We start from the raw sequence: 22,598 nt of genomic DNA, 5'->3' as shown, positions 1-22,598 counted from the left end.
CCGCCTACCCTGCCGGGAAGGAGGCATGTATATGACACACATCGACATCTGGCGCCTGAGCGCAACGGAACTGGCACAGCACACCCGAGCGGGAGATCTGACCGCCGAAGCCGCCGTTGCCGCCTCCATCAACCGCATGGCAGCGGTCAATCCCGATCTGAATGCCGTTGTCGAGGATCTGGGCAGTGACGCCTTGGAGCGGGCCAGAGCGCTGGACAAGGCGCGCAATGCGGGTGCCACGCCCGGTCCGCTGCACGGTGTGCCAGTCACCATCAAGATCAACGTCGATCAGAAGGGCCACTCCACCTCCAACGGTGTGACCGCGCTGAAGGACCTGATCGCGCCGGATGATGCGCCGGTGGTGAAGAACCTCCAGGATGCAGGGGCCGTCGTGATTGGTCGCACCAACACGCCTGAGTTCTCCTTTCGCGCCGACACTGACAACCCGCTCTTTGGGCGCACGCACAATCCCTGGGGGCGCCATATCTCGCCTGGCGGCTCCTCCGGCGGGGCCGGTGCGGCGGTGATGGCCGGGATCGGCGCGCTGGCCCATGGCAATGACATCGGCGGCTCCTTACGTTTTCCCGCCGCTGCCAATGGCGCGGTAACCGTCAAACCCGGCCTTGGCCGCGTGCCTGCCTGGAACCCCAGCCAAAGCGCAGAGCGTGGAATACTGGCGCAGAATATGTCCGTACAGGGGCTGATCACCCGCACGGCACGGGATCTGCATCTGTCGATGCCCAGCCTTATTGCGCCCGATCCTCGCGATCCCTTCCACGTGCCGATGCCCTGGCACGGTCAGGCCACCGAAGGCCCAATCCGCGTCGCCTTTTCCAAGGAGACCTACGGCTACGAACTCCACCCGCAGGTGGAGGCCGCCTTGGATGACGCGCGCGCAGCCCTGCTGGATGCAGGCTATATCGTCGAGGAAACCCTGCTCCCCGATGTCTTCGATGCCGGGCGCACAGGGTACCGCGCGTTAATGGGCGAGGTCTATGCCCTGATGAAAGACGATGTTGACGCAGCCGGGTCGCAAACGGTGCGGGATATCTTTGCAGTCTATTTTGAGGAATTCCCGCCCTTTGCCGGCGTCGAGCTGTTGCAGATGATGGCCAGACGCACGCAATACGCGCGTGACTGGTCGCTCTTCATGCAGCGCTACCCATTGGTATTGACCCCGTTCCTGCCGCAACCATTTTTCAAACCCGACCGCGACACCGAAGGGGCGGCAGGCGTGCATGAAGTGCTGGGCTGTGCTGTCTATTCCTATGCGATGAACTTCCTCGGCCTGCCTGCGGCCTCGGTTCCCAGCCGCCTTGCCAAATTGCCCTCAGGATCGCAGCCGATCAATGTGCAGATCGCAGCGTCGCGCTGGCGCGAGGACATGGCAGTGGATGCCTGTATCGCCATTGAGGATCGGATCGGGCGCATGTGTGACAGACTGTGGGAGCAGCTCTAACCCGGCTGGCAGATGGTCGGACACTATGGGTGCGCGAAAAGAACTGCGGGAAACCAAAACGCTCGCGGATAAGGAAACCCGGGACCCGGCTCACACCGACCCCCGGATTTTCCGATACCACCGGATACTCGTTCACAAACATCTCACGAAGGTTGCGGGACCATCGCCCCGGCGTTTCCCGCCTTCGCGGATCCAAACGCGTACGGATCAATACCCGCACAGTCCGGCTGAAGCAAAATCTTAGCTGCTTAAAATATAGGGGCCGATGGCCATCCCGGTAGATCCTGCGCCTCTCTTCTTGAGAGCGCTATGCCCTTTGGCTGTCACCGCTGGCATCGGCCTTGTCTAGAGTTCGATTATCGCACAAAAACGCGATCCTTGCGATCACAAACACGTGATCCACCCCGGGCAATGGCCATCTACCTTAGGTGAATTGCTCCGAAATCAACCGTTCCTCCAGCCCATGGCCGGGGTCGAACAGGATCTTGTGGCGGATCCTGGTCTGGGTTGCGATCTCAACCTGAACAACATTGGCAAAAGAAACGGAATCCGCGGCCGCAATCACGGGCCGTTTCTCAGGTTCCAGCACATCAAACCGCACTGTTGCATTGCTGGGCAGCAAGGCACCGCGCCAGCGGCGCGGACGAAAGGCGGCGATTGCGGTCAATGCCAGCACATCCGAACCGATGGGCAAAATGGGACCATGCGCCGAATAATTATAGGCCGTCGACCCCGCTGGCGTTGATACAAGCGCCCCGTCACAGACCAGTTCCGCCATACGCTGACGATCATCAACAGAGATCTTCAGCTTGGCTGCCTGCGGACCGGCCCGCAGCAATGAAACCTCATTGATAGCCAGAGCCCGATGCGTCTGCCCTTCTGCATCCAGTGCGACCATGGACAGCGGGTTAATAATCTCTTCCTCGGCTGCCATCAGCCGCGCGATCAGGTCAACGACGCCATATTCATTCATCAAAAAGCCGATGGTGCCCCGGTTCATGCCATAGACCGGCGCCGACAGATCAATCGTGTCGTGCAGCGTGTCGAGCATGAAGCCATCGCCGCCAAGCGCAACGATCACATCCGCCTCTTCCTTGGGCACGTTTCCGTAGCGTGCGACCATCTCGGCTTGAGCTGACTGCGCCACCGGAGCCCGGCTGGCCAGAAAGGCGATTCTCATTGTCATCAAATCTGTTTCCGGTGTTACGCAATTCGTTCCGAAACAATCACAGCTTTCCCAAGATTGCCAGTCTTGCCGCTCTCAGCGGGGATTTCGTCGCATTCCGGGCTTTCGGGGCCTAGGTGTTTCCGATAGGAAATCTCTCGAATACTACGCCAACTGATGGAGTGTCATCATGACCGAGACCACCTCCCGCGACCCCGGTTTTTTTACCCAATCCCTCGCAGAGCGCGACCCGGAGCTGTTCGGCTCGATCACGGATGAGCTCGGCCGTCAGCGCGACGAGATTGAGTTGATTGCATCGGAGAACATCGTTTCCGCCGCCGTGATGGAGGCTCAGGGCTCCGTTCTGACCAACAAATACGCCGAAGGCTACCCGGGGCGTCGCTACTATGGTGGCTGCCAATATGTTGATGTTGCAGAAAATCTTGCCATCGACCGCGCAAAACAGCTGTTCAACTGCGAATTTGCAAACGTTCAGCCCAACTCCGGTTCGCAGGCCAACCAGGGTGTGTTCCAGGCGTTGATCCAGCCCGGCGACACCATCCTGGGGATGGACCTCGCCTCTGGTGGTCACCTCACTCACGGTGCGCGTCCCAACCAGTCTGGCAAATGGTTCAACGCCATCCACTACGGTGTGCGTGAAGACAACAACCTGATCGACTATGATCAGGTCGAAGCGCTGGCGCTGGAGCATCAGCCCAAGCTGATCATCGCCGGTGGTTCCGCCATTCCGCGGGTGATCGACTTTGCCCGCTTCCGCGAGATCGCGGACAAGGTTGGCGCCTATCTGCACGTCGACATGGCGCATTTCGCCGGTCTGGTTGCGGCGGGTGAACACCCCTCGCCCTTCCCCCATGCCCATGTTGCGACCACCACCACGCATAAGACCCTGCGCGGTCCGCGCGGTGGCATGATTCTGACCAATGACGCCGATATCGCCAAGAAAGTGAACTCCGCGATCTTCCCCGGCATCCAGGGTGGCCCGCTGATGCATGTGATCGCCGCCAAGGCCGTCGCATTCGGTGAAGCACTGCGCCCCGAGTTCAAAGACTACCAGAAGCAGGTGCGGGCCAATGCCGTCGCGCTGGCCGATCAGCTGATCAAGGGCGGTCTGGACATCGTCACTGGCGGCACCGACACCCATGTGATGCTGGTCGACCTGCGCCCGAAAGGCGTGACCGGCAATATCGTGGACAAGGCTCTGGGCCGCGCCCATATCACCACCAACAAGAACGGCATTCCGTTTGACCCGGAGAAGCCGACCGTGACCTCCGGTATCCGTCTCGGTACCCCGGCAGGCACCACCCGTGGTTTTGGTGAAGCCGAATTCCGCGAGATTGCGGATCTGATCATCGAGGTGGTCGACGGCCTGGCAGCCAATGGTGAAGATGGCAACGCCGCTGTTGAGGCATCGGTACGCGAGAAAGTGGCCGCCCTCTGCGCCCGCTTCCCGCTCTACCCGAACCACTGATCCGTTCGCGGAAACAAACAACAACCGCCGCGGGCCCATGGCGCGCGGCGGTTTTCTATTCATGATCTCTGCCCACTGGGATCAGAGCGATTTGGTCTCTGCCAGAGCCTCCTCCAGCATCTTCTCATTACGCGCCTCTTCGATACGGCGGATGCGATCCTCGCTGGACCGGATATCAAAACGGTATTTCACAACATTGATCAGGCTCAGCGTCAGAAGCATGATCCCCATGCCCCAGAACCCTTTGGTCGCAAGCGGCACATCGGTCGACAGCCAGAGCGAAATGCCCAGCATCCCGTAAGCCACGGCCACACCGGCCACGTTGAGAGTGATGATCAGGTTGTTGTCGTTGCGTGTGTTTGTCATTGGGTTTCTCCCGGTTGGTCATAGGTGGTGTTGAGGTCAATCAGATATCGGGCGCATCGGCCCTATACGTGTTGTGTCAGGCTTTTGCGTGCAGCCGTGCCAGCACATCGGCAGCAGTACTGCGGGTCGGCTTCCCAAACCCTGCATCAGCCAGATCGTCGGCCACCGAGCCATGGCTCAGCCCGGTTTCGATGTCTTTGAGGATCGCACTCTGTTCAAAGGGATCTTCGGCAGACATCACCCGATTGATCAGAGCTTCGGCTTCTCCCAGCGTGTCACCGGAACCGGCGATACGGGCCATGCCGCCATGCGCATGTTGCGCCTTGCGGGTGGCGCGGGCCGCGATGGCGCCCTGTTTCAGATCCATGAGGCGACGATGGCTGGCCTCGACCGACTGGCGCAATTGCAGGCTGCGCTGCTCCAGCATATCGACGGTACGGCGGCGCATGGCCTGTTCATTCTCCAGTTCGGCAATCGCGGCGGCAGCTGTCTGGGCCAGATCCTCCCGCCCCTCTGTCAGCGCTGCCTGCGCCCGCTCCAACAGATCCGCAATCCGCAGCGTCACCGCATCCAGCTGCCGGGTTTCCATACGGGACTTCTGGATCAACCCGGCCAGAACCTGCTTCGCACGGGTCAGATCTGCTTCGCTGGTGCGGATCTTCTGGTCGATCAGGTCAATCGCATAGGTGTCGCTCAACCGTTCCTCGGCACGGGCATCAATGCCTCGGATCAGGGTCTTAATCGTTGCAAACATCACATCCTCCAAATCTGAACAGCGTTCATAAATCTGGTATAGAAAAAACCTGAACGTTGTTCAAGGATTATTTTGAACAACGTTCAGAAAATCATGCAAGTCGCGATAATACCTCGGAAATCATCCGCTCGATCTTGGCGATCGGAACCCCGGAGATCCGGTTCTCCAGCCCCAGAAGCACGATTCCATGCACCGCCGAGAACAGCGCCCGCACCATGAGCGCCAGATCCTCAGGCGCCTTATCAGGAAAAATCTCGGCAACAGGCGCGGCAATATTGGCAAATAGTTTCTCCAGCGCCGCCCTGTACCAGTCGGGCACCTCGGCCTCCTCCGCCCGAACATCGAACAAGGCCCGCCAGAGCCGCGTGTTTTCAGCCGCAAACCCCAGATAGGCGTGGCTCATCAGGATCAGCCGGTCCGTTGGCGCCTGCGTCTGCGCGCCAACCAGCGATCGCTGCACCGCCTGCCCCAGCGCCTGAAAAGTCCGCCCGTTTACAGCCATCACGATGGCATTCATGTCGTCGAAAGCGTTGTAGATGGCCCCAACTGCACAGCCTGCATCGGTCGCCAGATCACGTGCCCGCAGCGCCCCTGCCCCGTCGCGGCGAATGCGGATCTCAGCCGCCGCCACCAGCTTTTCGCGCAACTCTTGCTTGCGGATTTCGGCCTTGCTCGCCATCTGCTCTGCCCCTCAATCTTGAACCACGTTCAAGTTATCGCCTCAGACAGGCAAACAAAAGAGCAATCAGATAAAACCCCGCCAGCGCAGCACCACCACCAGCAGCACCGCAACAACGATCAGTGAAAATGCCATCGTCGCAACGATGTCCAGTATCCGCCCCCGTCGCCGATCGGCCAGATCAATGGATTTCAGATGTTTGCTCACCTCGCGCGCCGCGCGTTGCAGCGGTTCGTGATCCACCGTCAGCGCCAGTTTCGGATGCGCCAGAAGATGCTGTGCCTCTGCCAGTCGCAGCCCCTGCTGGTAAATCCGTCGGGGCAGCCGTCGCCGCGCCCGGTTCAACGCCGCAGAGAGATCCCCGCCCGCCTGTTCACGGTCCTTCAGCAGATCCTGAACCTGTTCGATCTCTTTCAGAAGTGTCTCTGCCATGGGCTGCCCGAAGTATGAGGAGTTTCGCGCATCTTAGCCGGGCCAGGCCCGACGCTCAATGGCTGGGCGGCTCTGGTCAGGATTGGGGCAATCCCCCGCGCAAAGGGACTGGCGACCGCCGTGATCGGGCGCTATCACGGGGACATGCTGAACACCATCCGCCATGGCGCCCCGACTGATAAACCCACCTTGATGATCGCGCATGGGCTCTATGGATCCGCCCGCAACTGGGGCGCGATTGCCAAGCGGCTCTGCGATGATCGCGAGGTCATCGCCGTCGATATGCGCAACCACGGCAACAGCCCCTGGACGGAGAGCCACAGCTATCTCGATCTGGCCAGCGACCTTGCCGAGGTCATCGAGCAGCACGGCGGTCCGGTCGATATGATCGGCCACTCGATGGGCGGCAAGGCAGCGATGACACTCGCGCTCAATCACCCTGACGCGTTGCGCCGTCTCCTGGTCGCCGACATCGCCCCGGTCGCCTATGGCCATAGCCAGATCCAGTTCATCCACGCCATGCGTCAGGTCGATCTGTCACGGGTTGAGCGGCGCTCCGATGCGGAGGCCCAGCTGGCAGAACTGGGGGTCGAAAAAGCTTTGCAGAGCTTCTTCACTCAGTCGCTTGACCTGCCCAACAAACGCTGGCGGCTGAACCTGGACACGCTGGAACGTGATATGCCCAAGATCATGGGCTTTCCCGAGACCGAGGCGCAATGGGACGGCACCACGCTGTTTCTCTCCGGCGCTGCATCCGACTATGTCCTCGCCGAGCACCGCCCTCTGATCAAAGCCCGCTTCAGCCAGTCGCATTTCGCCAAGCTTCCGGACTGCGGCCATTGGCTTCATGCAGAAAACCCGCGCGCATTTGTTGCCACAGCCCGCGGGTTCTTTGACGCCTGACCGGGGATACCGCGCCAGACCGACCAGGAATCATCCCTGATACAGACGACGCGCCACGAGATAGGACACCGGCAGGCCAGCAACAGCACCGATGGCCGCCGCCATAAGGATGGCAACCACCGAAACGTGACCGGCGACCAGCACCGCGATCACACCAGCGCCGGCAAGGCTGCTGCCGATCAGGGAATAGAGAATGGACGCTAGGCGGATCATGTCGGTCACTCCGGTCATGGTTGGCAGATGTCATTTAGAACTGCCCCCTTAGACCATTGCGACCGCTCGATCGTCTTTGATCCTGATCAGGTTCTCCATGACGGTTTGGCCGATCGGGAAATCTGTGTTTCGATGCAGCCCGAAACGATCATCAGGCCGGACGCGCCTGATCAGGAACCTGCGTACATCCAAAACGGACAACCGCCGCACCTGCTCTCGCGGTACGACGGTGGCCTGCCGGGGGCCATTGGTACAGACGTGCCCCCAGATATCATCGCTTGTGACGCAGCAGTGGTCGGACCAGCTCAACCCCAGGTCTGCCGCATTTATGTCAGGCCCTAGCCGGTAGCCCGCGCACCATAGCCGCCAGCGCCACCATTTGCGAAGGACACGATGTTCTGCCCGCCCGAACCGGTCTTGAAGATGGAGATCTGGCGGGTCAGCTCATTGGCGTCGTTGGACAGCGTCTGGCTGGCAGCCGTCGCCTCCTCAACCATCGCAGCATTGTGCTGGGTCACCTGATCCAGCTGGCTGACGCCCGTGTTGATTTCCACCAGCGTGACCGATTGCTCGGCGGCGCCGGTTGCGATCTGGCTGACATGGCCGGAAATCGTGCTGACGCTGCCGATGATCTTTTGCAGCTCTTCCCCTGCCCGGCTCACCAGTTTCACGCCATTGCCAACATATTGCGAGCTTTCGGTGATCAATTGCTTGATCTCGCCCGCCGCATCAGAGGACCGCTGCGCCAGCGCCCGCACTTCGGAGGCCACAACGGCAAACCCGCGCCCTGCCTCGCCTGCTCTCGCGGCTTCAACGCCGGCGTTCAGTGCAAGCAGGTTGGTCTGGAACGCAATGTCGTCAATGACCGAGATGATCTGGGAGATCTTGCCGGATGATTCCTCGATCTGCGACATGGCCGTGACCGCACTATTCACCACCTCACCGCTTTCTTCGGCGGTGACGCGGGCGTTGCTTACAATTTCCTCGACCTCGCGGGCGCCATCAGCGGCCGAGCGCACGGTCGAGGTCAGCTCCTCAATCGCCGCTGCCGTTTCTTCCAGGGTTGCGGCCTGGGTTTCGGTGCGATGCGACAATTCGCTGGAGGATTGGCTGATCTCAGAGGCGGTACTGCCGACGGCCTCGGCCACAGCTTTCACCGTTTCAACCGCGCCCATCAAGGTGTCCTGCGCCTTGTTGAACGCATCGCAAAGCACTCGCATATCCGGCAGATCACTTGTTGGTACACGGTAGCTGAGGTCGCCGTCGCTCAGCGCTTCCAGCGCTCTGGAGATTTCCTCAACACAGTTCTGACGCGCAGTGATATCGGAGGCCAGCTTGATCACGCGGATCGTCTTGCCTTCGCTGTCCAGTACAGGGGCGTAGGTGGCCTGGATCCAGATCGTCTTGCCCGATTTGGCAACACGCGGAAACTGATCCGTAAACGCCTTGCCAGCCGCAAGATCCCGCCAGAACTCCGCATAGGCCTCGCTGCGGGCATAGTCCGGGTCCACGAACATCGAATGATGTTTGCCTTGGATTTCCTCAAGAGGGTAGCCAATCGCGCCAAGGAAGTTGGCATTGGCTTCGATGATGGTCCCATCAGGTTCAAACTGGATCATCGCCTGCGTCCGGTCGATCATGTCCATGACCGACTGCTGCATCGTCGACTCTGCCGACTTCTTCTTTGCGTCTCTCTTGAAAAACATCTTTACCCTCGGCCTAACATTGAAAGTTCACTAGAAATTCAATACCCAAGAGACATTGCTCAAACATTAACCCGAGGGAGCGATGCCAGCATGATCGAAAGCCGATGGCCAGCAAACCAGAATCATGATTTTTCGGAATAATATCAATTATTTAATATACGCCCTGCAACTGAAGGATACGGCCAGTTTTAACGCCATAAGGAACACTCTTGCCGCACCCTCAACCCAAGGTGGTGAGACTTCTGACGAACCGCCAGCCGGAAATGAACACAATTTGATATTAATCAAGGATACACTCCCAGAACGCCCCTATACAGAGCATCTTGCGCGCGACCTGAATTCACAAAAATCGCCTAAAGCGGAAAAGACCGAGTATTGTTAATACTGGCTGAACAGTTTTGCGACAGAAATGACCCTAGATTGCAGTAAACGATAACCACCGGTGTAGCCTTCATGAGTTTTCGGCCCAAAGCATGGATCCAGGCGCTGAACAATCGGACCTATCTTCCGACCCTGGTCGCCTTTGTGGTGATCGTGGCGGCCGGGCTGTCTGCCGAGTCCCAGAATGACACAATCTATGAACAGAAGCTGCGGGCGGATGTTCAATATGAGGCGGGGCTGATCCGCGCCCGGATCGAGGGAAACCTGTCAGCCGATATCCAGCTGGTGCGCGGGCTGCAGGCGGTCCTCTCGACCGAACCCGACATGACGCAGCGGCGCTTTGCCGAGCTGGCGTCACAACTGATTGCTGATGAAGCAAGTCTGCGCAACATCGCCGCGGCGCCGGATCTGGTGATCCGCCTGATGTATCCGATTGCGGGTAACGAGGCTGCAATTGGCTTGGACTACCGCAAGAATGAAGCCCAGCGTGCTGCGGCGCTCCGCGCACGCGACAGCGGCGACCTTGTCCTTGCCGGACCGGTCAACCTGCTGCAGGGCGGTCGCGGTATGATCGCCCGCTTTCCGATCTTCGCGGGCCCGCAAGCGACCAGATCATTCTGGGGCATTCTCTCGGCGGTGATTGATGTCGATGCCATCTATACCCAAGGGGGGCTCAACAACCCGGATCTTATGATCGACGTGGCGCTGGTCGGCAAAGACGGCAGGGGTGCCGAGGGCGAGCAGTTCTACGGTGACCCGAGCATACTGAAGGACAACCCGGTCCTGATGGACATTGTCCTGCCCGTAGGCACCTGGCAGCTGGCTGCCCGGCCCAAAGGTGGCTGGCCCGCCCATGCAGACAACCAGTGGCAACTGCGGTTCACCGTTCTGCTGGCCGGCGCCTTCATTCTGTTTCCAACCGCGCTCGCCGGTCGCCTGTCCGCAGCGCGGCGTTCGGTGATCCAGACACTCAAACGGCGCGAACGTGATCTGGAGGCGCTCTCGCGCCGTCTCGAAATGGCTGTTGAAACCTCGAAAATCGGCATCTGGGAAATAGACGAGACTTCTGACAACGCCCTCTGGGACCGCCGGATGCGTGAACTCTACGGGGACCCTGCCGAAGCCGGTGAAGTGCCTTTGTCGCTCTGGCGATCGTTTCTGCACGCCAAGGATCGCGATCGCATTATTAGCGGCTTCCAGGAGGCGCTGCGCAATGGCAACAACCACTCGGTCGATTTCTGCATCGAGCTGAAAGATGGCACTCATAAGAATATCCGGGCCATGGGCTGTTCGTTCCGTGATCGACGGGGGCGCAACCGGATGATCGGTGTCGAATGGGATGTCACCCGCGATGTTGAGTTGAACAACGAGTTGAAGCGCGCGAACCAGCAGCTGACCCATCGCAACGCCCAACTCACCCAGGCCAAACAATCCGCCGAAAAGGCCGATCAGGCAAAAACCGAATTCCTCGCCAATATGAGCCACGAGATCCGCACGCCGATGAATGGGATCATCGGCATGTCCGACATCCTCGCTGAGAGCCCGCTGTCGGAGGAACAGGAGCAATGTGTCGAAACCATCCGTGATTCCTCAGTCGCGCTGTTGAAAATCATCAACGACATCCTGGATCTGTCCCGGCTCGAGGCCGGAAAGATGGAAATCAGCACGGTCGATTTCAACCTGCGCAAATGCGTCGACGGCGCCGTCGATGTGCTCAGGCCGAAGCTGCGCGAAAAGGGGCTATCCTTTACCCAGAGCTTTGCCCATGACCTGCCCGAACAGGTCCATGGCGATGACGGTCGGCTGCGCCAGATCCTGGTCAACCTGCTGAGCAATGCGGTGAAATTCACCCACGATGGCAGTGTCGCCCTGCACGTCAGTCGCGGAGCAAAGGATCCCTATCATATTTTTATCGACGTGGTGGACACCGGCATTGGCATCTCCGAAGATCAGGCCAAACACGTATTTGAGCGGTTTTCGCAGGCCGATGCCGCAACCACACGCCACTATGGCGGAACCGGTCTGGGGCTGACCATCTCCAATATTCTCGCACAGCGCATGGGCGGCGGTATCAGCCTGCAATCCAGCGCCGGCAACGGCGCCTGCTTCCGCTTGGAAATCCGCCTTTCAGCTGCCCGCACGGCCCCCATCGTCCCGCCCCAGATCAGCAGGGAAACCTCCCAGCCGCAGCTTGGTCCGGGGGTATTGCTGCTGGCTGATGACAACCGCACCAACCGCCTGCTGATCCTGAAATTCCTGGCCGACACGCCGCTGAAGGTGATCGAAGCCGAAAATGGACGCGAAGCGGTAGATATGTGCCGCGACCATCAACCCGCCATCATCCTGATGGATATGTCGATGCCCGAGGTCGATGGCCTGACTGCAACCCGCCAGATCCGCGCCAGCGACATGGCCCAGCCCGCGATCATCGCATTGACGGCCAATGCGTTTGACAGCGATCGCCGCGCCTGCCTGGATGCCGGGATGGACCGTTTTCTGCAAAAACCGATCCGCAAGCCGCTGCTGCTGGAAACCATCGCCGCCGTGCAAGCCGAACGCGCGGCACCGCAGGATCAGACCAAGGACGGCACCAACTCCTGACGCCAGCCTCGGCTTACGCCCTCATCCAACTACTCCGCAACACCACGGCAGACGCCCTCCTGCGGTCTTGGGGTTGATAATCCGTCCGGCGAATGGGCCGCAAAACGATCGGATCTAGGAGAGACCTCAACGGTCAGCCGCCTGTCGGCAGCATCTGATTTTCCAGACAGAACTCATAGAGTTCGCGATAGGCGGCCTCTTTCATCAACGCCTCAAACCGGGCGCGATGCAGCGCGATGGCCTTGCTGCGCAGGTCAAACAACCGCCCGCCCGACGCCACATCCAATGCGGCCATACCCGCCCTGATTCTATCAGCCTTGGCCGCAAGCCGTGTGTCGGCCTGAACATTGTGATTGCGGCGCAGCCAGTATTTGCGATCAATCAGCCGGTTCGCCTGATGGGCACTGCCGCGGTGCGACTTCAGAACAAAACTCGCCGCGTCCTTGGTGATGTAGTGGTTGATCTGGGCCAGCGCACGCAGGCTGGGGTCTTTTGCCCTGAAATTGCGATGTTCGTAGGCGCTGCTCGGCAGGCCGGATCCATTGCAAATTCTGATCTGATCATCGGGAAGCTTCGCGCCATTTGGCCTGTGGATGCCGCACCGCTCATGGGCAGCAGGATCAAACATCGTCTTGAACGGTGTCAGATGCGTAGCAACCCGTTCGTCATCCTCGGCCAGCAAAAAGGTCTCCACCACCAGCTGCTCCGACAGGGTTGCACTGCCTGCGCTGCCAAACTTCTTCCAGTTCACCATGATCTGGTCGCAGTCCGGCACGGCATCAATGAGATCGCCGACGGTTCCCGCGCCGGTGTGAACGACGAGAAACTCGTCAAGATCAAGCGCAAGGACCCATCGCGCATCCCGGAACTCCGGCTGGCGCGCGGCACGTTTGTAGGCTTTGACCTGATGTCGCCCGCGTTCAGCCCGATTGTAGAAATAGGAAATTTCACCGAGATCACGCAGAGTTTTCAGAATTTCATCTGTAAAATCATCAGAGTCGTTCTGGTAGATGATGATGTTCTGAAACCCGATCATCTTGTGGTAGGCGACCCATTCCAGGATCGAGGGCCCCTCATTCTTGGCAGTCGCAACCAGCGTAAAAGACAACTGAGGCTCCTGATCTCAAACTGAGGAAACTGGTGCGGACGGCGGGACTCGAACCCGCACGGCCATACGGCCAGGAGATTTTAAGTCTCCGGTGTCTACCATTCCACCACGTCCGCACAGCGGGCTTGGCCCGTTGCAATCACAGACCTAGCGAGGACGCCGCAGCGGCACAATGGGATATCTCACGGATCATGGAATTTTTCCCGCATCGGTGTTTCGGACGCCGCGTCATGCGAAACAGGGGTCTCAATGCCCACAGATCACAGGTCCACTTGAGGCGCCGTCGGGCCTGCCCCTTCCGGTGCCAATGGACCACCCGGCGCCACCAGATGCCGCTCAGGCAGCCAAGGATTGAGCGCCAGCGCCTGCTCCAGCGCCTGGCGCGCCTCTGTCAGGCGCGACAACCCGTAAAGCGACAGCGCCCGACCACTCAGCGCCGAAACATGACGCGGCGACAGGGCGATTGCGCGATCCAGATCCGTTAGCGCCGCGCCAAAATCCCGCCGCAGATAATGGACAAAAGCGCGCTGATTGTAGCCCTCGGCGTAATCCGGGCAGTAGGCGACCAACCTGTCAAATGCCTCCAGTGCACCGAGAAAGTCAAAGGCCGAGCGCCGGGTCATCCCCCGATCCAGCAGCGCCTGCGCCTGAGCATTGGGTGCATCTGCCCAATATTGCCAGAACTGGTTGGAAATGGCCTGCGCCGTCATCTCATCGCTTGCCGCCTGCACGCGGCGGATCAGCCCTTCGACCGCATTACGGTGATCCGGTGCGGCAGGACAGGCCCCGGCCGCCTCGGCTTCTCTCGCCTGGCCCGCCCCCTCGGCCAGAGCAAAGGGTGCAGCGGCCGCGAGGCCAAGAGCTAGAAACGGGGCAATCCAAGACTGTCGCATCCCCCTATTCTGCCGCAAAGCGATCGCCGGACAAGTCACGATTTCGCGTGGACGTCACGACTTGGGGGGTCACGGCAGCAGCGCGCTATCCTCAATTACTGCCTGCATGGCGACATAGGTGGAAGTCGACGCGACATGCGGCAGCGCCGAAATCTTCTCGCCCAGCACCGCACGATAAGCCGACATCGACCGCGTCCGCACCTTTAGCAGATAGTCGAAATGCGAGGCCATCAGATGGGCCTGTTCGATCTCGGGCACCCGCGCCAGCGCCGCATTGAATTTCGCCAGCGCCTCCTCTCGGGTATCGGTCAGCTTCACCTCGACAAAGGCGACGTGATCCAGGCCCAGCCGGATCGGATCGATCAGCGCCCGATAGCCTGTAATGAAGCCCTCGGTCTCCAACCGCCGCAGCCGCGCCTGTGTCGGCGTTTTGGACAGGCCGATCCGCCGCGCCAGATCCGCGATGGACATGCGGCCATCCTCTCCAAGCGCCTCCAGAATCGCCTGATCGAACCGATCCATGCCCGGAAAGTCTATTTGCATTGTCCTGAGATCCTTTTTTGGGCGTTATGCCTATTGATTGCACAACATAGGGCGATTGTCCCGGCAATTTCGCGATATCATATGCGGATAGACCAACCACGGCACGACCTGTGGTTCCTTCGGAGAGTTCCCTAAAATGACAGCGACCCAATCCCGGCCCACGCCCCCCCTGTCCTCCGCACAGACTGCGGACCACGCGGAGGCGCTGCGCTACCGCATCGACGCGGGCACCTATGTTGATCAGGCTCAGATGCGCGACCGGCTGTTTGCGCTGGCCGATCTCAGCGCTGCGGACCGTCGCACCATCTGCGCCAATGCCGCCGCCCTGGTGCGCGACATCCGGGGCCATTCCTCGCCCGGCCTGATGGAAGTATTTCTCGCCGAATACGGTCTTTCCACCGACGAGGGCGTTGCCCTGATGTGCCTGGCCGAGGCGCTCTTGCGGGTGCCCGACGCCGACACCATCGACGCGCTGATCGAGGATAAGATCGCGCCGTCGGAATGGGGCAAGCATCTGGGCAAATCCACCTCCTCTTTGGTCAATGCGTCGACCTGGGCCCTCATGCTGACCGGCAAGGTGCTTGACGAAAAACGCAGCCCGGTCTCGGCGCTGCGCGGCGCCATCAAACGTCTGGGCGAACCGGTGATCCGCACCGCCGTCAGCCGCGCGATGAAGGAAATGGGTCGCCAGTTCGTGCTGGGCGAGACCATTGAAGGGGCCATGAAACGCGCCGCCGGGATGGAAGCCAAAGGCTACACCTATTCCTACGACATGCTGGGAGAGGCCGCCCGCACCGAAGCGGATGCCGCCCGCTATCACCTGGCCTATTCCCGCGCGATTTCGGCCATCGCCGCCGCCTGCGACAGCGAGGATATCCGCCAGAACCCCGGTATCTCGGTCAAACTCTCGGCGCTGCATCCGCGCTACGAACTGGCGCAGGAAACCCGCGTCATGGAGGAACTGGTGCCGCGCCTGCAGGCGCTGGCGCTGCTGGCCAAGGCCGCCGGCATGGGGCTGAACGTCGACGCCGAAGAGGCCGACCGCCTGTCCCTGTCGCTTGAGGTGATCGAAGAGGTGATCTCCGATCCCGCGCTTGCTGGCTGGGATGGGTTTGGTGTGGTGGTGCAGGCCTATGGACCGCGCACCGGAGTGGCGCTGGATGCCCTCTATGATATGGCCAACCGCTATGACCGCCGCCTGATGGTCCGCCTTGTCAAAGGCGCCTATTGGGACACCGAGGTAAAGCGCGCCCAGGTCGAGGGCGTCGATGGGTTCCCCGTCTACACCCATAAATCGCTGACCGATGTGTCCTACATCGCCAACGCCCGCAAACTGTTGTCGATGACTGACCGGATCTACCCGCAGTTTGCCACCCATAACGCCCATACCGTCGCAGCCATTCTGCATATGGCCAAGGACACCGACAAAGGCGCCTATGAGTTTCAGCGCCTGCATGGTATGGGCGAGACCCTGCATCAGATGGTGCTGGAACAGAACCGCACCCACTGCCGGATCTATGCGCCGGTTGGCGCCCATCGCGACCTGCTGGCCTATCTGGTCCGCCGTCTGCTGGAGAATGGCGCCAACAGCTCCTTTGTGAACCAGATCGTTGATGAAAACGTGCCTCCCGAAGTGGTCGCCGCCGATCCCTTCGATCAGGTCGAGGATCTGACTGCGAACCTGCGCAGCGGACCGGAGCTGTTCCAGCCGGAGCGGCCGAACTCCACCGGGTTCGATCTGGGCCACGCCCCCACCCTTGCGGCGATCGACGCCGCCCGCGCGCCTTGGAAGAGCCACAGCTGGACCGCAGCCCCCCTGCTGGCCAAGGCGCCCGCGAGCCCCAGCACCACCGAAGACGCAGTACGCAACCCGGCTGATCTCACCACGGTAGGCCAGGTGCACAGCGCCGGTCAGGCCGAAATCGAGGCGGCCCTCGGCGCCGCAGCCCCGTGGCAAGCCAGCGCCGACATCCGCGCCGAAGTGCTGAACCGGGCCGCCGACCTCTACGAGGCAAATTATGGCGAACTGTTTGCTCTGCTGACGCGCGAAGCGGGCAAGACGCTGCCCGACTGTGTGGCCGAGCTGCGCGAAGCGGTGGATTTCCTGCGCTACTACGCCGCCCGCATTCCAGCAGAGCCGCCGGTCGGCGTGTTCACCTGCATCTCGCCCTGGAACTTCCCGCTGGCGATTTTCTCCGGCCAGATTGCAGCCGCCCTGGCAACCGGCAATGCAGTGCTCGCGAAACCGGCCGAGCAGACCCCGCTGATCGCCCATCGCGCCATCGCGCTGCTGCATGAGGCAGGCGTCCCGAAAGAGGCGTTGCAGCTGCTGCCCGGCGGCGGCGCTGTTGGCGGCGCGCTGACCTCAGATCCGCGCGTCGGCGGCGTCGCTTTCACCGGCTCCACTGCAACCGCACTGAAAATCCGCGCTGCCATGGCCGAGCACCTGCGTCCCGGCGCGCCTCTGATTGCCGAGACCGGTGGTCTCAACGCGATGATCGTGGACAGCACCGCGCTGCCGGAACAGGCCGTTCAGGCCGTCATCGAAAGCGCCTTTCAGTCGGCAGGTCAGCGCTGCTCGGCCCTGCGTTGCCTCTACCTCCAGGAAGATATCGCCGATAACGTGTTGAAAATGCTCAAAGGCGCGATGGATGCCCTGCGGCTTGGCGATCCCTGGCACCTGGCAACCGACAGCGGACCAGTGATCGACGAGGCCGCCCGCGCCGGTATTCTCGCCCATATCGACACCGCCCGCGCCGAGGGCCGGGTGCTGAAGGAACTGACCGCACCGCAGGGCGGCACCTTCGTGGCGCCAACCCTGATCGAAGTCTCCGGCATCAGCGCGCTGGAACAGGAGATCTTTGGCCCGGTCCTGCATGTCGCCCGCTTCAGATCGCAGGATCTCGACCGGATCATCAACGATATAAATGCCACCGGCTATGGGCTGACCTTTGGCCTGCACACGCGGATCGACGACCGGGTGCAATATGTCTGCGACCGTATTCACGCAGGCAACCTCTATGTGAACCGCAACCAGATCGGTGCCATCGTCGGCAGCCAGCCCTTTGGGGGCGAAGGCCTGTCCGGCACCGGTCCCAAGGCCGGTGGCCCCTTCTACATGACGCGTTTCTGTGCGCCTGACCGTCAGCAGAGCACCGACAGCTGGCCCGCCGGTGCAGCAGCGATGGTGTCCCTGCCCGCGCCAACAGGTCAGCCAATGCAGCAGACCACCACCAGCCTGCCCGGCCCGACCGGCGAATCGAACCGCCTGTCGCAGCAGGCCCGCCCACCGCTGCTCTGCCTGGGACCGGGACCACAGGCCGTGGCGGCCCAGGCCCGCGCCGTTCACGCGCTCGGCGGCACCGCGATCGAAGCGACCGGCCCCTGCGATATGCCCCTGCTTCTGACCGCAGAGGGCATCTCCGGGGTGATCTGGTGGGGTGATGAGGCAACCGCGCGCGAGATTGAGACTGGGCTGGCGCGACGCAACGGGCCAATCCTGCCGCTGATCCCCGGCCTGCCGGATGTGGCACGGGTACAGGCCGAACGACATGTCTGCGTCGACACCACCGCCGCAGGCGGCAACGCAGCCCTGCTTGGCGGGATGTCCTGACCGCGAGCGTCAGGCCAATGCGCACAATATCCGGCTAAACTCTTGACGCTGGGCCATATCCGGCCCAGCGTTCCCCCATGTTTCCAATCCGTGACCACAACCCCTCCGGGCGCACGCCCTATGTGACCTATGCGCTCATGGTTGCGAATATCGCGATCTTTGCGCTGACCTACTTTGGCTATGACAGCCCGCGCCGCCTGACCGCGCTCTACAACGCCTATGCGTTGCTGCCGGCGGAGATCATGGCAGGCTATGACTGGAAAACCCTGCTCACCTCGACCTTTCTGCATGGCAGCTGGATGCACCTGGGCGGCAACATGCTGTTTTTATGGATCTTTGGCGACAATATGGAGGACGAGATGGGGCATTTCACCTTTCTCGCCTTCTACCTTGTTTCCGGTATCGGCGCCGGGCTGGTCCATGTCGCAAGTGCCCCGGACTCGCTGGTGCCGCTGGTCGGGGCCTCCGGCGCCATTGCCGGTGTCATGGGCGGCTACCTACTGCTGTTCCCACGGGCGCGCGTCGATATCCTGTTGATCCTGATCATCTATTTCCGCGTCTTCTCGATCCCTGCCTTCGTCATGCTGGGCGTCTGGCTGGGCATGCAGTTCCTCGGCGGGATCGGCTCTGACCCTCAGGCAGGCGGCGTCGCCTATTGGGCGCATGCCGGCGGTTTCGGCGTCGGGCTGGTATTGACACTACCGCTCTGGCTCAGGCGCGGCGGGCCGGTGTACTGGGGCAAGACCCACGGCCATCCACCTCATCCCGAGGTCAGCTATACCGACAGCCGCATCCCACGCGTGCAGCGCAGGCCATCCGCCCCCAACCGGCGCAACACCCCCTGGGGCAAGTAGCCGTCCAGATATCGCAATCTCAAACAAAGGGCCGCAGCAGATGTCCGCATCCACCTCCGCCACGCCGCAGAACGGCGCCCAGCCCTGGCAGGCAAGCTGTCATTGCGGCGCCGTTGTAATCAGAGCCGAGCTGCCTGACGGGCTCGCCTCAGCCAGCCGTTGCAATTGCTCCTTCTGCATCCGTCGCGGGGCCGCGGCAGTGACCGCGCGCACCGCCAGCCTGACCATTCTCAAAGGCGCCGAAAATCTCAGCCTCTACACTTGGGGCAGCCATACGGCGAAACACTATTTCTGCAAGACATGCGGCATCTACGTCTATCACCAGCGCCGTTCCGATCCGGCAGAATGCGGGATCAATCTGGGCTGTATCGACGGTGGCAACCCGCGCACCCACGCCGAAACCTATGGTGACATTCCCTGGCACGACGGGGTGAATCACCCCTCTGACCGCTAGGCAGACGCCGCGGATCAGCCGCAAAACAAAAACGCGACCCGAGGGGCCGCGTTTCAATACGTCAAATCCAGCGAAAAAACCGGGGCGGCATCAGCCCCGGATCACCTTGGCAAAGCTGTCGTAAATCGACTCATTGGCGCAGAGCACATCGCCGGAGGTAAGGATATCATCCTCGGGGTTCACCGCTTCGATAAGGCCGCCTGCCTCCTGCACGATGATCACACCCGCAGCCAGATCCCAGGCATTCAGGCGGCGCTCCCAGTAGCCCTCGTAGCGGCCCGCCGCCACATAGGCCAGATCCAGCGCAGCCGCGCCCCAGCGACGCACACCGGCGCAGGCAGGCATCAGACGCGCCAGATCCTGCAGGGTCGCAGGCAGGTCGGAACGACCGGCAAACGGCAGCCCCGTCGCAAAGATCGACTCGATCATGCGATGACGGCCCGAGACCCGGATCCGGGTGTCATTCATCCAAGCGCCAGCACCTTTTTCGGCAAAGAACATCTCGTCCTTGGCGGCATCATACACAACACCGGCGACAACCTTGCCCTTATGCTCCAGCGCGATGGAAATCGCCCAATGCGGCAGACCGTGCAGGAAGTTGGTGGTGCCATCCAGCGGGTCAACGATCCAGCGGCGGGTCGGATCTGCGCCTTCTTCTTCGCCACCCTCTTCGGCCAGCCAGCCGTAAGTGGGGCGGGCACCTATCAGCTCTTCTTTCAGGATCTTCTCGGCAGCGATATCGGCCTTGGAGACAAAATCGCCTGCCCCCTTTCTCGACACCTGAAGGTTTTCAACTTCGCGAAAATCCTTGACCAGCGACCGCCCCGCCTTGCGGGCAGCTTTGATCATGATGTTGAGGTTTGCGCTGCCAATCATGCGAAAGACTCCTGAGCGAAAAGGGGGAGATGTCGGTCAAACCGTGCCTATACGCGCCTGATTGCCGCTTGCCAAGGCCCAATAGGGGCCTGAACGCACCAGTACGACACATGAGAGCTATGCCTCTGGTGCATGGGTATGCCCTGCTCTGCCCCCTGCGCCACCGCCAGTGTTCGCGCACTACTGCTGTTGCAGCCTGCGCGCCTCCACCTTGGCCAGTCGGATCAGCTCCTGCATATAGGGTTTTTCACGATCTTCACTGCGGATCGCCGCATAAAGCCTGCGGGTGATCCCTTTGGAAGTCAGCGGCCGGGTCACATAGTCGGAGGAATATTTGACCTCCCGCACCACCCAGTCCGGCAGCACCGAAACACCCCGGTTCGACGCCACCAAGAGCAGGATCACCGCCGTCAGCTCCACCTGCCGGATGCCGGCAGGTTCCACGCCCGCAGGCGTCAGCAGCTGGCTGAAGATATCCAGCCGTGCCTTGTCCACCGGATAGGTGATCAGGGTCTCGCCGCGAAAATCCTCGGCCTCGACATAGGGTTTCTCAGCCAGCGGATGCAGCGCCGAGGCAACAAAAACCGGTTTATAGTCAAACAACTCGATAAATTCGATTCCCGGCAGCACCTCTGGATCGGAGGACACCACCAGATCGACCTCCTCCTTTTGCAATGCAGGCAGCGCGTCAAAGGCAAGGCCGGGGCGAATATCGACATCGACATCGGCCCAGTTCTTGCGCAGCCCCTCCAGCACGGGGAACAGCCATTCAAAACAGGCGTGGCATTCGATGGCGATATACATCCGCCCGGTGTTTCCGTCACGCAGGGCCGAGAATTCCGCCTGCATCGCCTCCACCTGTGGCAGCACCTGATCCGCCAGCCGCAGCAGCCGCAGCCCCGCCGCCGACAGTTTCATCGGCTTGGAGCGGCGCAGGAACAGTTCGACCCCCGCCTGATCCTCCAGCCCCTTGATCTGATGGCTCAGCGCACTCTGAGTGATATTCAGCTGATCGGCCGCCCGCGCCAACCCGCCTTCCTGATGTATGGCCTTGATGGTGCGCAGGTGACGAAATTCGATGTGCATCTATCGTGTCGCTCATGTTGTTCTTGAGTATTATGAAATTGTTTCACAATAGACGCTATGCAACAAGAGATGAAATCATGCGGAGCGCTTTTGAAAATGACGACCCCTGACATCTCTTTTGAATTCTTCCCGCCGCAGTCGCTGGAGGCCTCTTTCCGGCTCTGGGATACGGTTCAGACACTGGCGCCGCTGGCGCCCCGCTTTGTCTCCGTCACCTATGGGGCCGGCGGCACCACCCGCGACCTGACCCGCGATGCGGTGGCAACGCTGCATAAATCCTCCGGTCTCAATGTGGCTGCGCATCTGACCTGCGTGAACGCCAGCAAATCCGAGACCATGGAGATTGCCGACCAGTTTGCCGAGGCCGGCGTGCGCGAAATCGTTGCCCTGCGTGGCGATCCGCCAAAAGGCTCCGCCGGGTTTGAACCCCACCCCGAGGGTTTTGCCAATTCGGTCGAGCTGATCTCGGCGCTGGCAGAACGCGATCAGTTCTCGATCCGCGTCGGCGCCTATCCCGACCGCCACCCGGAGGCCACTAGCGCGCGTGCGGATGTCGACTGGCTGAAGCGCAAACTGGACGCTGGCGCCGATGAGGCGCTGACCCAGTTCTTCTTTGAAGCCGATACATTCCTGCGCTTTCGCGATGACTGCGCCAAGGCCGGGATCGACACCAGCCGCATCACGCCCGGTATCCTGCCCATCGAAAACTGGAAGGGCGCGCGCAATTTTGCCAAACGCTGTGGCACCAATATTCCGGCCTGGATCGACGATGCCTTTGACAAGGCGATCCGCGATGGGCGCGAGGACCTTCTCGCCACGGCGCTGTGCACCGAGCTCTGCTCCGATCTGATGGACAACGGCGTTGACAAGCTGCATTTCTACACGCTGAACCGGCCCGAGCTGACCCGCGATGTCTGCTTTGCGCTCGGCATCACACCAACGGTCTCGCTGGAGAACGTGGCGTAGCGCTTGTCCTGCCACCGCTGTCCTCCTAGCCTTTGATCTGGTCGCCCCTGCCGCTGT

The 22,598-nt window shown here is 61.1% G+C and carries 20 protein-coding genes and 1 tRNA gene; 8 read left to right on the top strand and 13 right to left on the bottom strand.

Annotation, left to right across the window (positions count from 1 at the left end):
* Nucleotides 1-31: 31 nt before the first annotated feature.
* The gene (locus VWY34_RS10250) at nt 32-1,459 is read left to right on the top strand and encodes an amidase family protein (protein ID WP_416544768.1); all 1,428 of its coding nucleotides are present in this window, start codon (nt 32-34) and stop codon (nt 1,457-1,459) included.
* Nucleotides 1,460-1,883: 424 nt separating this feature from the next.
* Here VWY34_RS10250 and VWY34_RS10245 read toward each other — a convergent pair whose 3' ends face one another.
* The gene (locus VWY34_RS10245) at nt 1,884-2,645 is read right to left on the bottom strand and encodes an NAD kinase (protein WP_340545253.1); all 762 of its coding nucleotides are present in this window, start codon (nt 2,643-2,645) and stop codon (nt 1,884-1,886) included.
* 169 nt (nt 2,646-2,814) lie between these two features.
* Here VWY34_RS10245 and glyA point away from each other — a divergent pair, with 169 nt between their 5' ends.
* The gene (glyA, locus tag VWY34_RS10240) at nt 2,815-4,113 is read left to right on the top strand and encodes a serine hydroxymethyltransferase (protein ID WP_340545252.1); all 1,299 of its coding nucleotides are present in this window, start codon (nt 2,815-2,817) and stop codon (nt 4,111-4,113) included.
* Nucleotides 4,114-4,194: 81 nt separating this feature from the next.
* Here the strand turns inward: glyA and VWY34_RS10235 are convergent, their stop codons facing one another.
* From VWY34_RS10235 to VWY34_RS10220, 4 genes are all read right to left on the bottom strand, one after another.
* Nucleotides 4,195-4,479: a hypothetical protein gene (locus tag VWY34_RS10235; protein ID WP_260101729.1), complete on the bottom strand. Its 285-nt coding sequence runs from the start codon at nt 4,477-4,479 to the stop codon at nt 4,195-4,197.
* A 76-nt stretch (nt 4,480-4,555) separates the two neighbouring features.
* Complete coding sequence (locus tag VWY34_RS10230) at nt 4,556-5,233, bottom strand: PspA/IM30 family protein (RefSeq protein ID WP_416544767.1); 678 nt, start codon at nt 5,231-5,233, stop codon at nt 4,556-4,558.
* Between the two features lie 91 nt (nt 5,234-5,324).
* Nucleotides 5,325-5,912, bottom strand: a complete 588-nt coding sequence (locus VWY34_RS10225) for a TetR/AcrR family transcriptional regulator (protein ID WP_416537362.1) — start codon at nt 5,910-5,912, stop codon at nt 5,325-5,327.
* Between the two features lie 66 nt (nt 5,913-5,978).
* Nucleotides 5,979-6,344 (bottom strand): hypothetical protein, encoded by a 366-nt coding sequence (locus VWY34_RS10220; protein WP_340545249.1) that lies wholly within the window; start codon nt 6,342-6,344, stop codon nt 5,979-5,981.
* Between the two features lie 144 nt (nt 6,345-6,488).
* Here VWY34_RS10220 and VWY34_RS10215 point away from each other — a divergent pair, with 144 nt between their 5' ends.
* The gene (locus VWY34_RS10215; protein WP_416537361.1) at nt 6,489-7,247 is read left to right on the top strand and encodes an alpha/beta fold hydrolase; all 759 of its coding nucleotides are present in this window, start codon (nt 6,489-6,491) and stop codon (nt 7,245-7,247) included.
* Nucleotides 7,248-7,277: 30 nt separating this feature from the next.
* Here the strand turns inward: VWY34_RS10215 and VWY34_RS10210 are convergent, their stop codons facing one another.
* Nucleotides 7,278-7,460, bottom strand: coding sequence for a hypothetical protein (locus VWY34_RS10210; protein WP_416544780.1), 183 nt, complete (start codon nt 7,458-7,460; stop codon nt 7,278-7,280).
* Between the two features lie 338 nt (nt 7,461-7,798).
* The gene (locus VWY34_RS10205; RefSeq protein ID WP_416544766.1) at nt 7,799-9,166 is read right to left on the bottom strand and encodes a methyl-accepting chemotaxis protein; all 1,368 of its coding nucleotides are present in this window, start codon (nt 9,164-9,166) and stop codon (nt 7,799-7,801) included.
* Nucleotides 9,167-9,619: 453 nt separating this feature from the next.
* Here VWY34_RS10205 and VWY34_RS10200 point away from each other — a divergent pair, with 453 nt between their 5' ends.
* Nucleotides 9,620-12,148: an ATP-binding protein gene (locus VWY34_RS10200; protein WP_416544765.1), complete on the top strand. Its 2,529-nt coding sequence runs from the start codon at nt 9,620-9,622 to the stop codon at nt 12,146-12,148.
* Nucleotides 12,149-12,281: 133 nt separating this feature from the next.
* Here VWY34_RS10200 and VWY34_RS10195 read toward each other — a convergent pair whose 3' ends face one another.
* The 4 genes from VWY34_RS10195 to VWY34_RS10180 form a co-directional block, all read right to left on the bottom strand.
* Nucleotides 12,282-13,256, bottom strand: a complete 975-nt coding sequence (locus VWY34_RS10195) for a glycosyltransferase family 2 protein (RefSeq protein ID WP_416542896.1) — start codon at nt 13,254-13,256, stop codon at nt 12,282-12,284.
* A 30-nt stretch (nt 13,257-13,286) separates the two neighbouring features.
* Nucleotides 13,287-13,372: transfer RNA gene (locus VWY34_RS10190), tRNA-Leu, on the bottom strand.
* Nucleotides 13,373-13,516: 144 nt separating this feature from the next.
* Nucleotides 13,517-14,149: a tetratricopeptide repeat protein gene (locus VWY34_RS10185; protein ID WP_416544764.1), complete on the bottom strand. Its 633-nt coding sequence runs from the start codon at nt 14,147-14,149 to the stop codon at nt 13,517-13,519.
* A 69-nt stretch (nt 14,150-14,218) separates the two neighbouring features.
* On the bottom strand, nt 14,219-14,692 hold the full coding sequence (locus tag VWY34_RS10180) for an Lrp/AsnC family transcriptional regulator (RefSeq protein ID WP_416536269.1): 474 nt from the start codon (nt 14,690-14,692) through the stop codon (nt 14,219-14,221).
* Nucleotides 14,693-14,828: 136 nt separating this feature from the next.
* Here VWY34_RS10180 and putA point away from each other — a divergent pair, with 136 nt between their 5' ends.
* From putA to VWY34_RS10165, 3 genes are all read left to right on the top strand, one after another.
* Nucleotides 14,829-18,305, top strand: a complete 3,477-nt coding sequence (putA, locus tag VWY34_RS10175; RefSeq protein ID WP_416548942.1) for a bifunctional proline dehydrogenase/L-glutamate gamma-semialdehyde dehydrogenase PutA — start codon at nt 14,829-14,831, stop codon at nt 18,303-18,305.
* Between the two features lie 77 nt (nt 18,306-18,382).
* The gene (locus VWY34_RS10170) at nt 18,383-19,159 is read left to right on the top strand and encodes a rhomboid family intramembrane serine protease (RefSeq protein ID WP_340545242.1); all 777 of its coding nucleotides are present in this window, start codon (nt 18,383-18,385) and stop codon (nt 19,157-19,159) included.
* A gap of 40 nt (nt 19,160-19,199) precedes the next feature.
* Nucleotides 19,200-19,613 carry a GFA family protein gene (locus tag VWY34_RS10165; RefSeq protein ID WP_416536271.1) on the top strand — a complete coding sequence of 138 codons (414 nt, stop codon included), beginning with the start codon at nt 19,200-19,202 and terminating at the stop codon, nt 19,611-19,613.
* A gap of 90 nt (nt 19,614-19,703) precedes the next feature.
* Here VWY34_RS10165 and VWY34_RS10160 read toward each other — a convergent pair whose 3' ends face one another.
* Both VWY34_RS10160 and VWY34_RS10155 read right to left on the bottom strand, forming a co-directional pair.
* Nucleotides 19,704-20,489, bottom strand: a complete 786-nt coding sequence (locus VWY34_RS10160; protein WP_416544762.1) for an inositol monophosphatase family protein — start codon at nt 20,487-20,489, stop codon at nt 19,704-19,706.
* A gap of 180 nt (nt 20,490-20,669) precedes the next feature.
* Nucleotides 20,670-21,575: a LysR family transcriptional regulator gene (locus VWY34_RS10155; RefSeq protein ID WP_260087555.1), complete on the bottom strand. Its 906-nt coding sequence runs from the start codon at nt 21,573-21,575 to the stop codon at nt 20,670-20,672.
* 96 nt (nt 21,576-21,671) lie between these two features.
* Between VWY34_RS10155 and metF the strand changes: the two genes are divergently transcribed.
* The gene (gene metF / locus VWY34_RS10150) at nt 21,672-22,541 is read left to right on the top strand and encodes a methylenetetrahydrofolate reductase [NAD(P)H] (protein WP_260087554.1); all 870 of its coding nucleotides are present in this window, start codon (nt 21,672-21,674) and stop codon (nt 22,539-22,541) included.
* The last annotated feature ends 57 nt before the right edge of the window (nt 22,542-22,598 follow it).

The organism is Phaeobacter sp. JH20_02 (assembly GCF_048056915.1).
Classification (GTDB): Bacteria; Pseudomonadota; Alphaproteobacteria; order Rhodobacterales; family Rhodobacteraceae; genus Phaeobacter; species Phaeobacter bryozoorum.
Note: the sequence above shows the minus strand (reverse complement) of the source record. Positions and strands in the feature narration are given on the sequence as shown.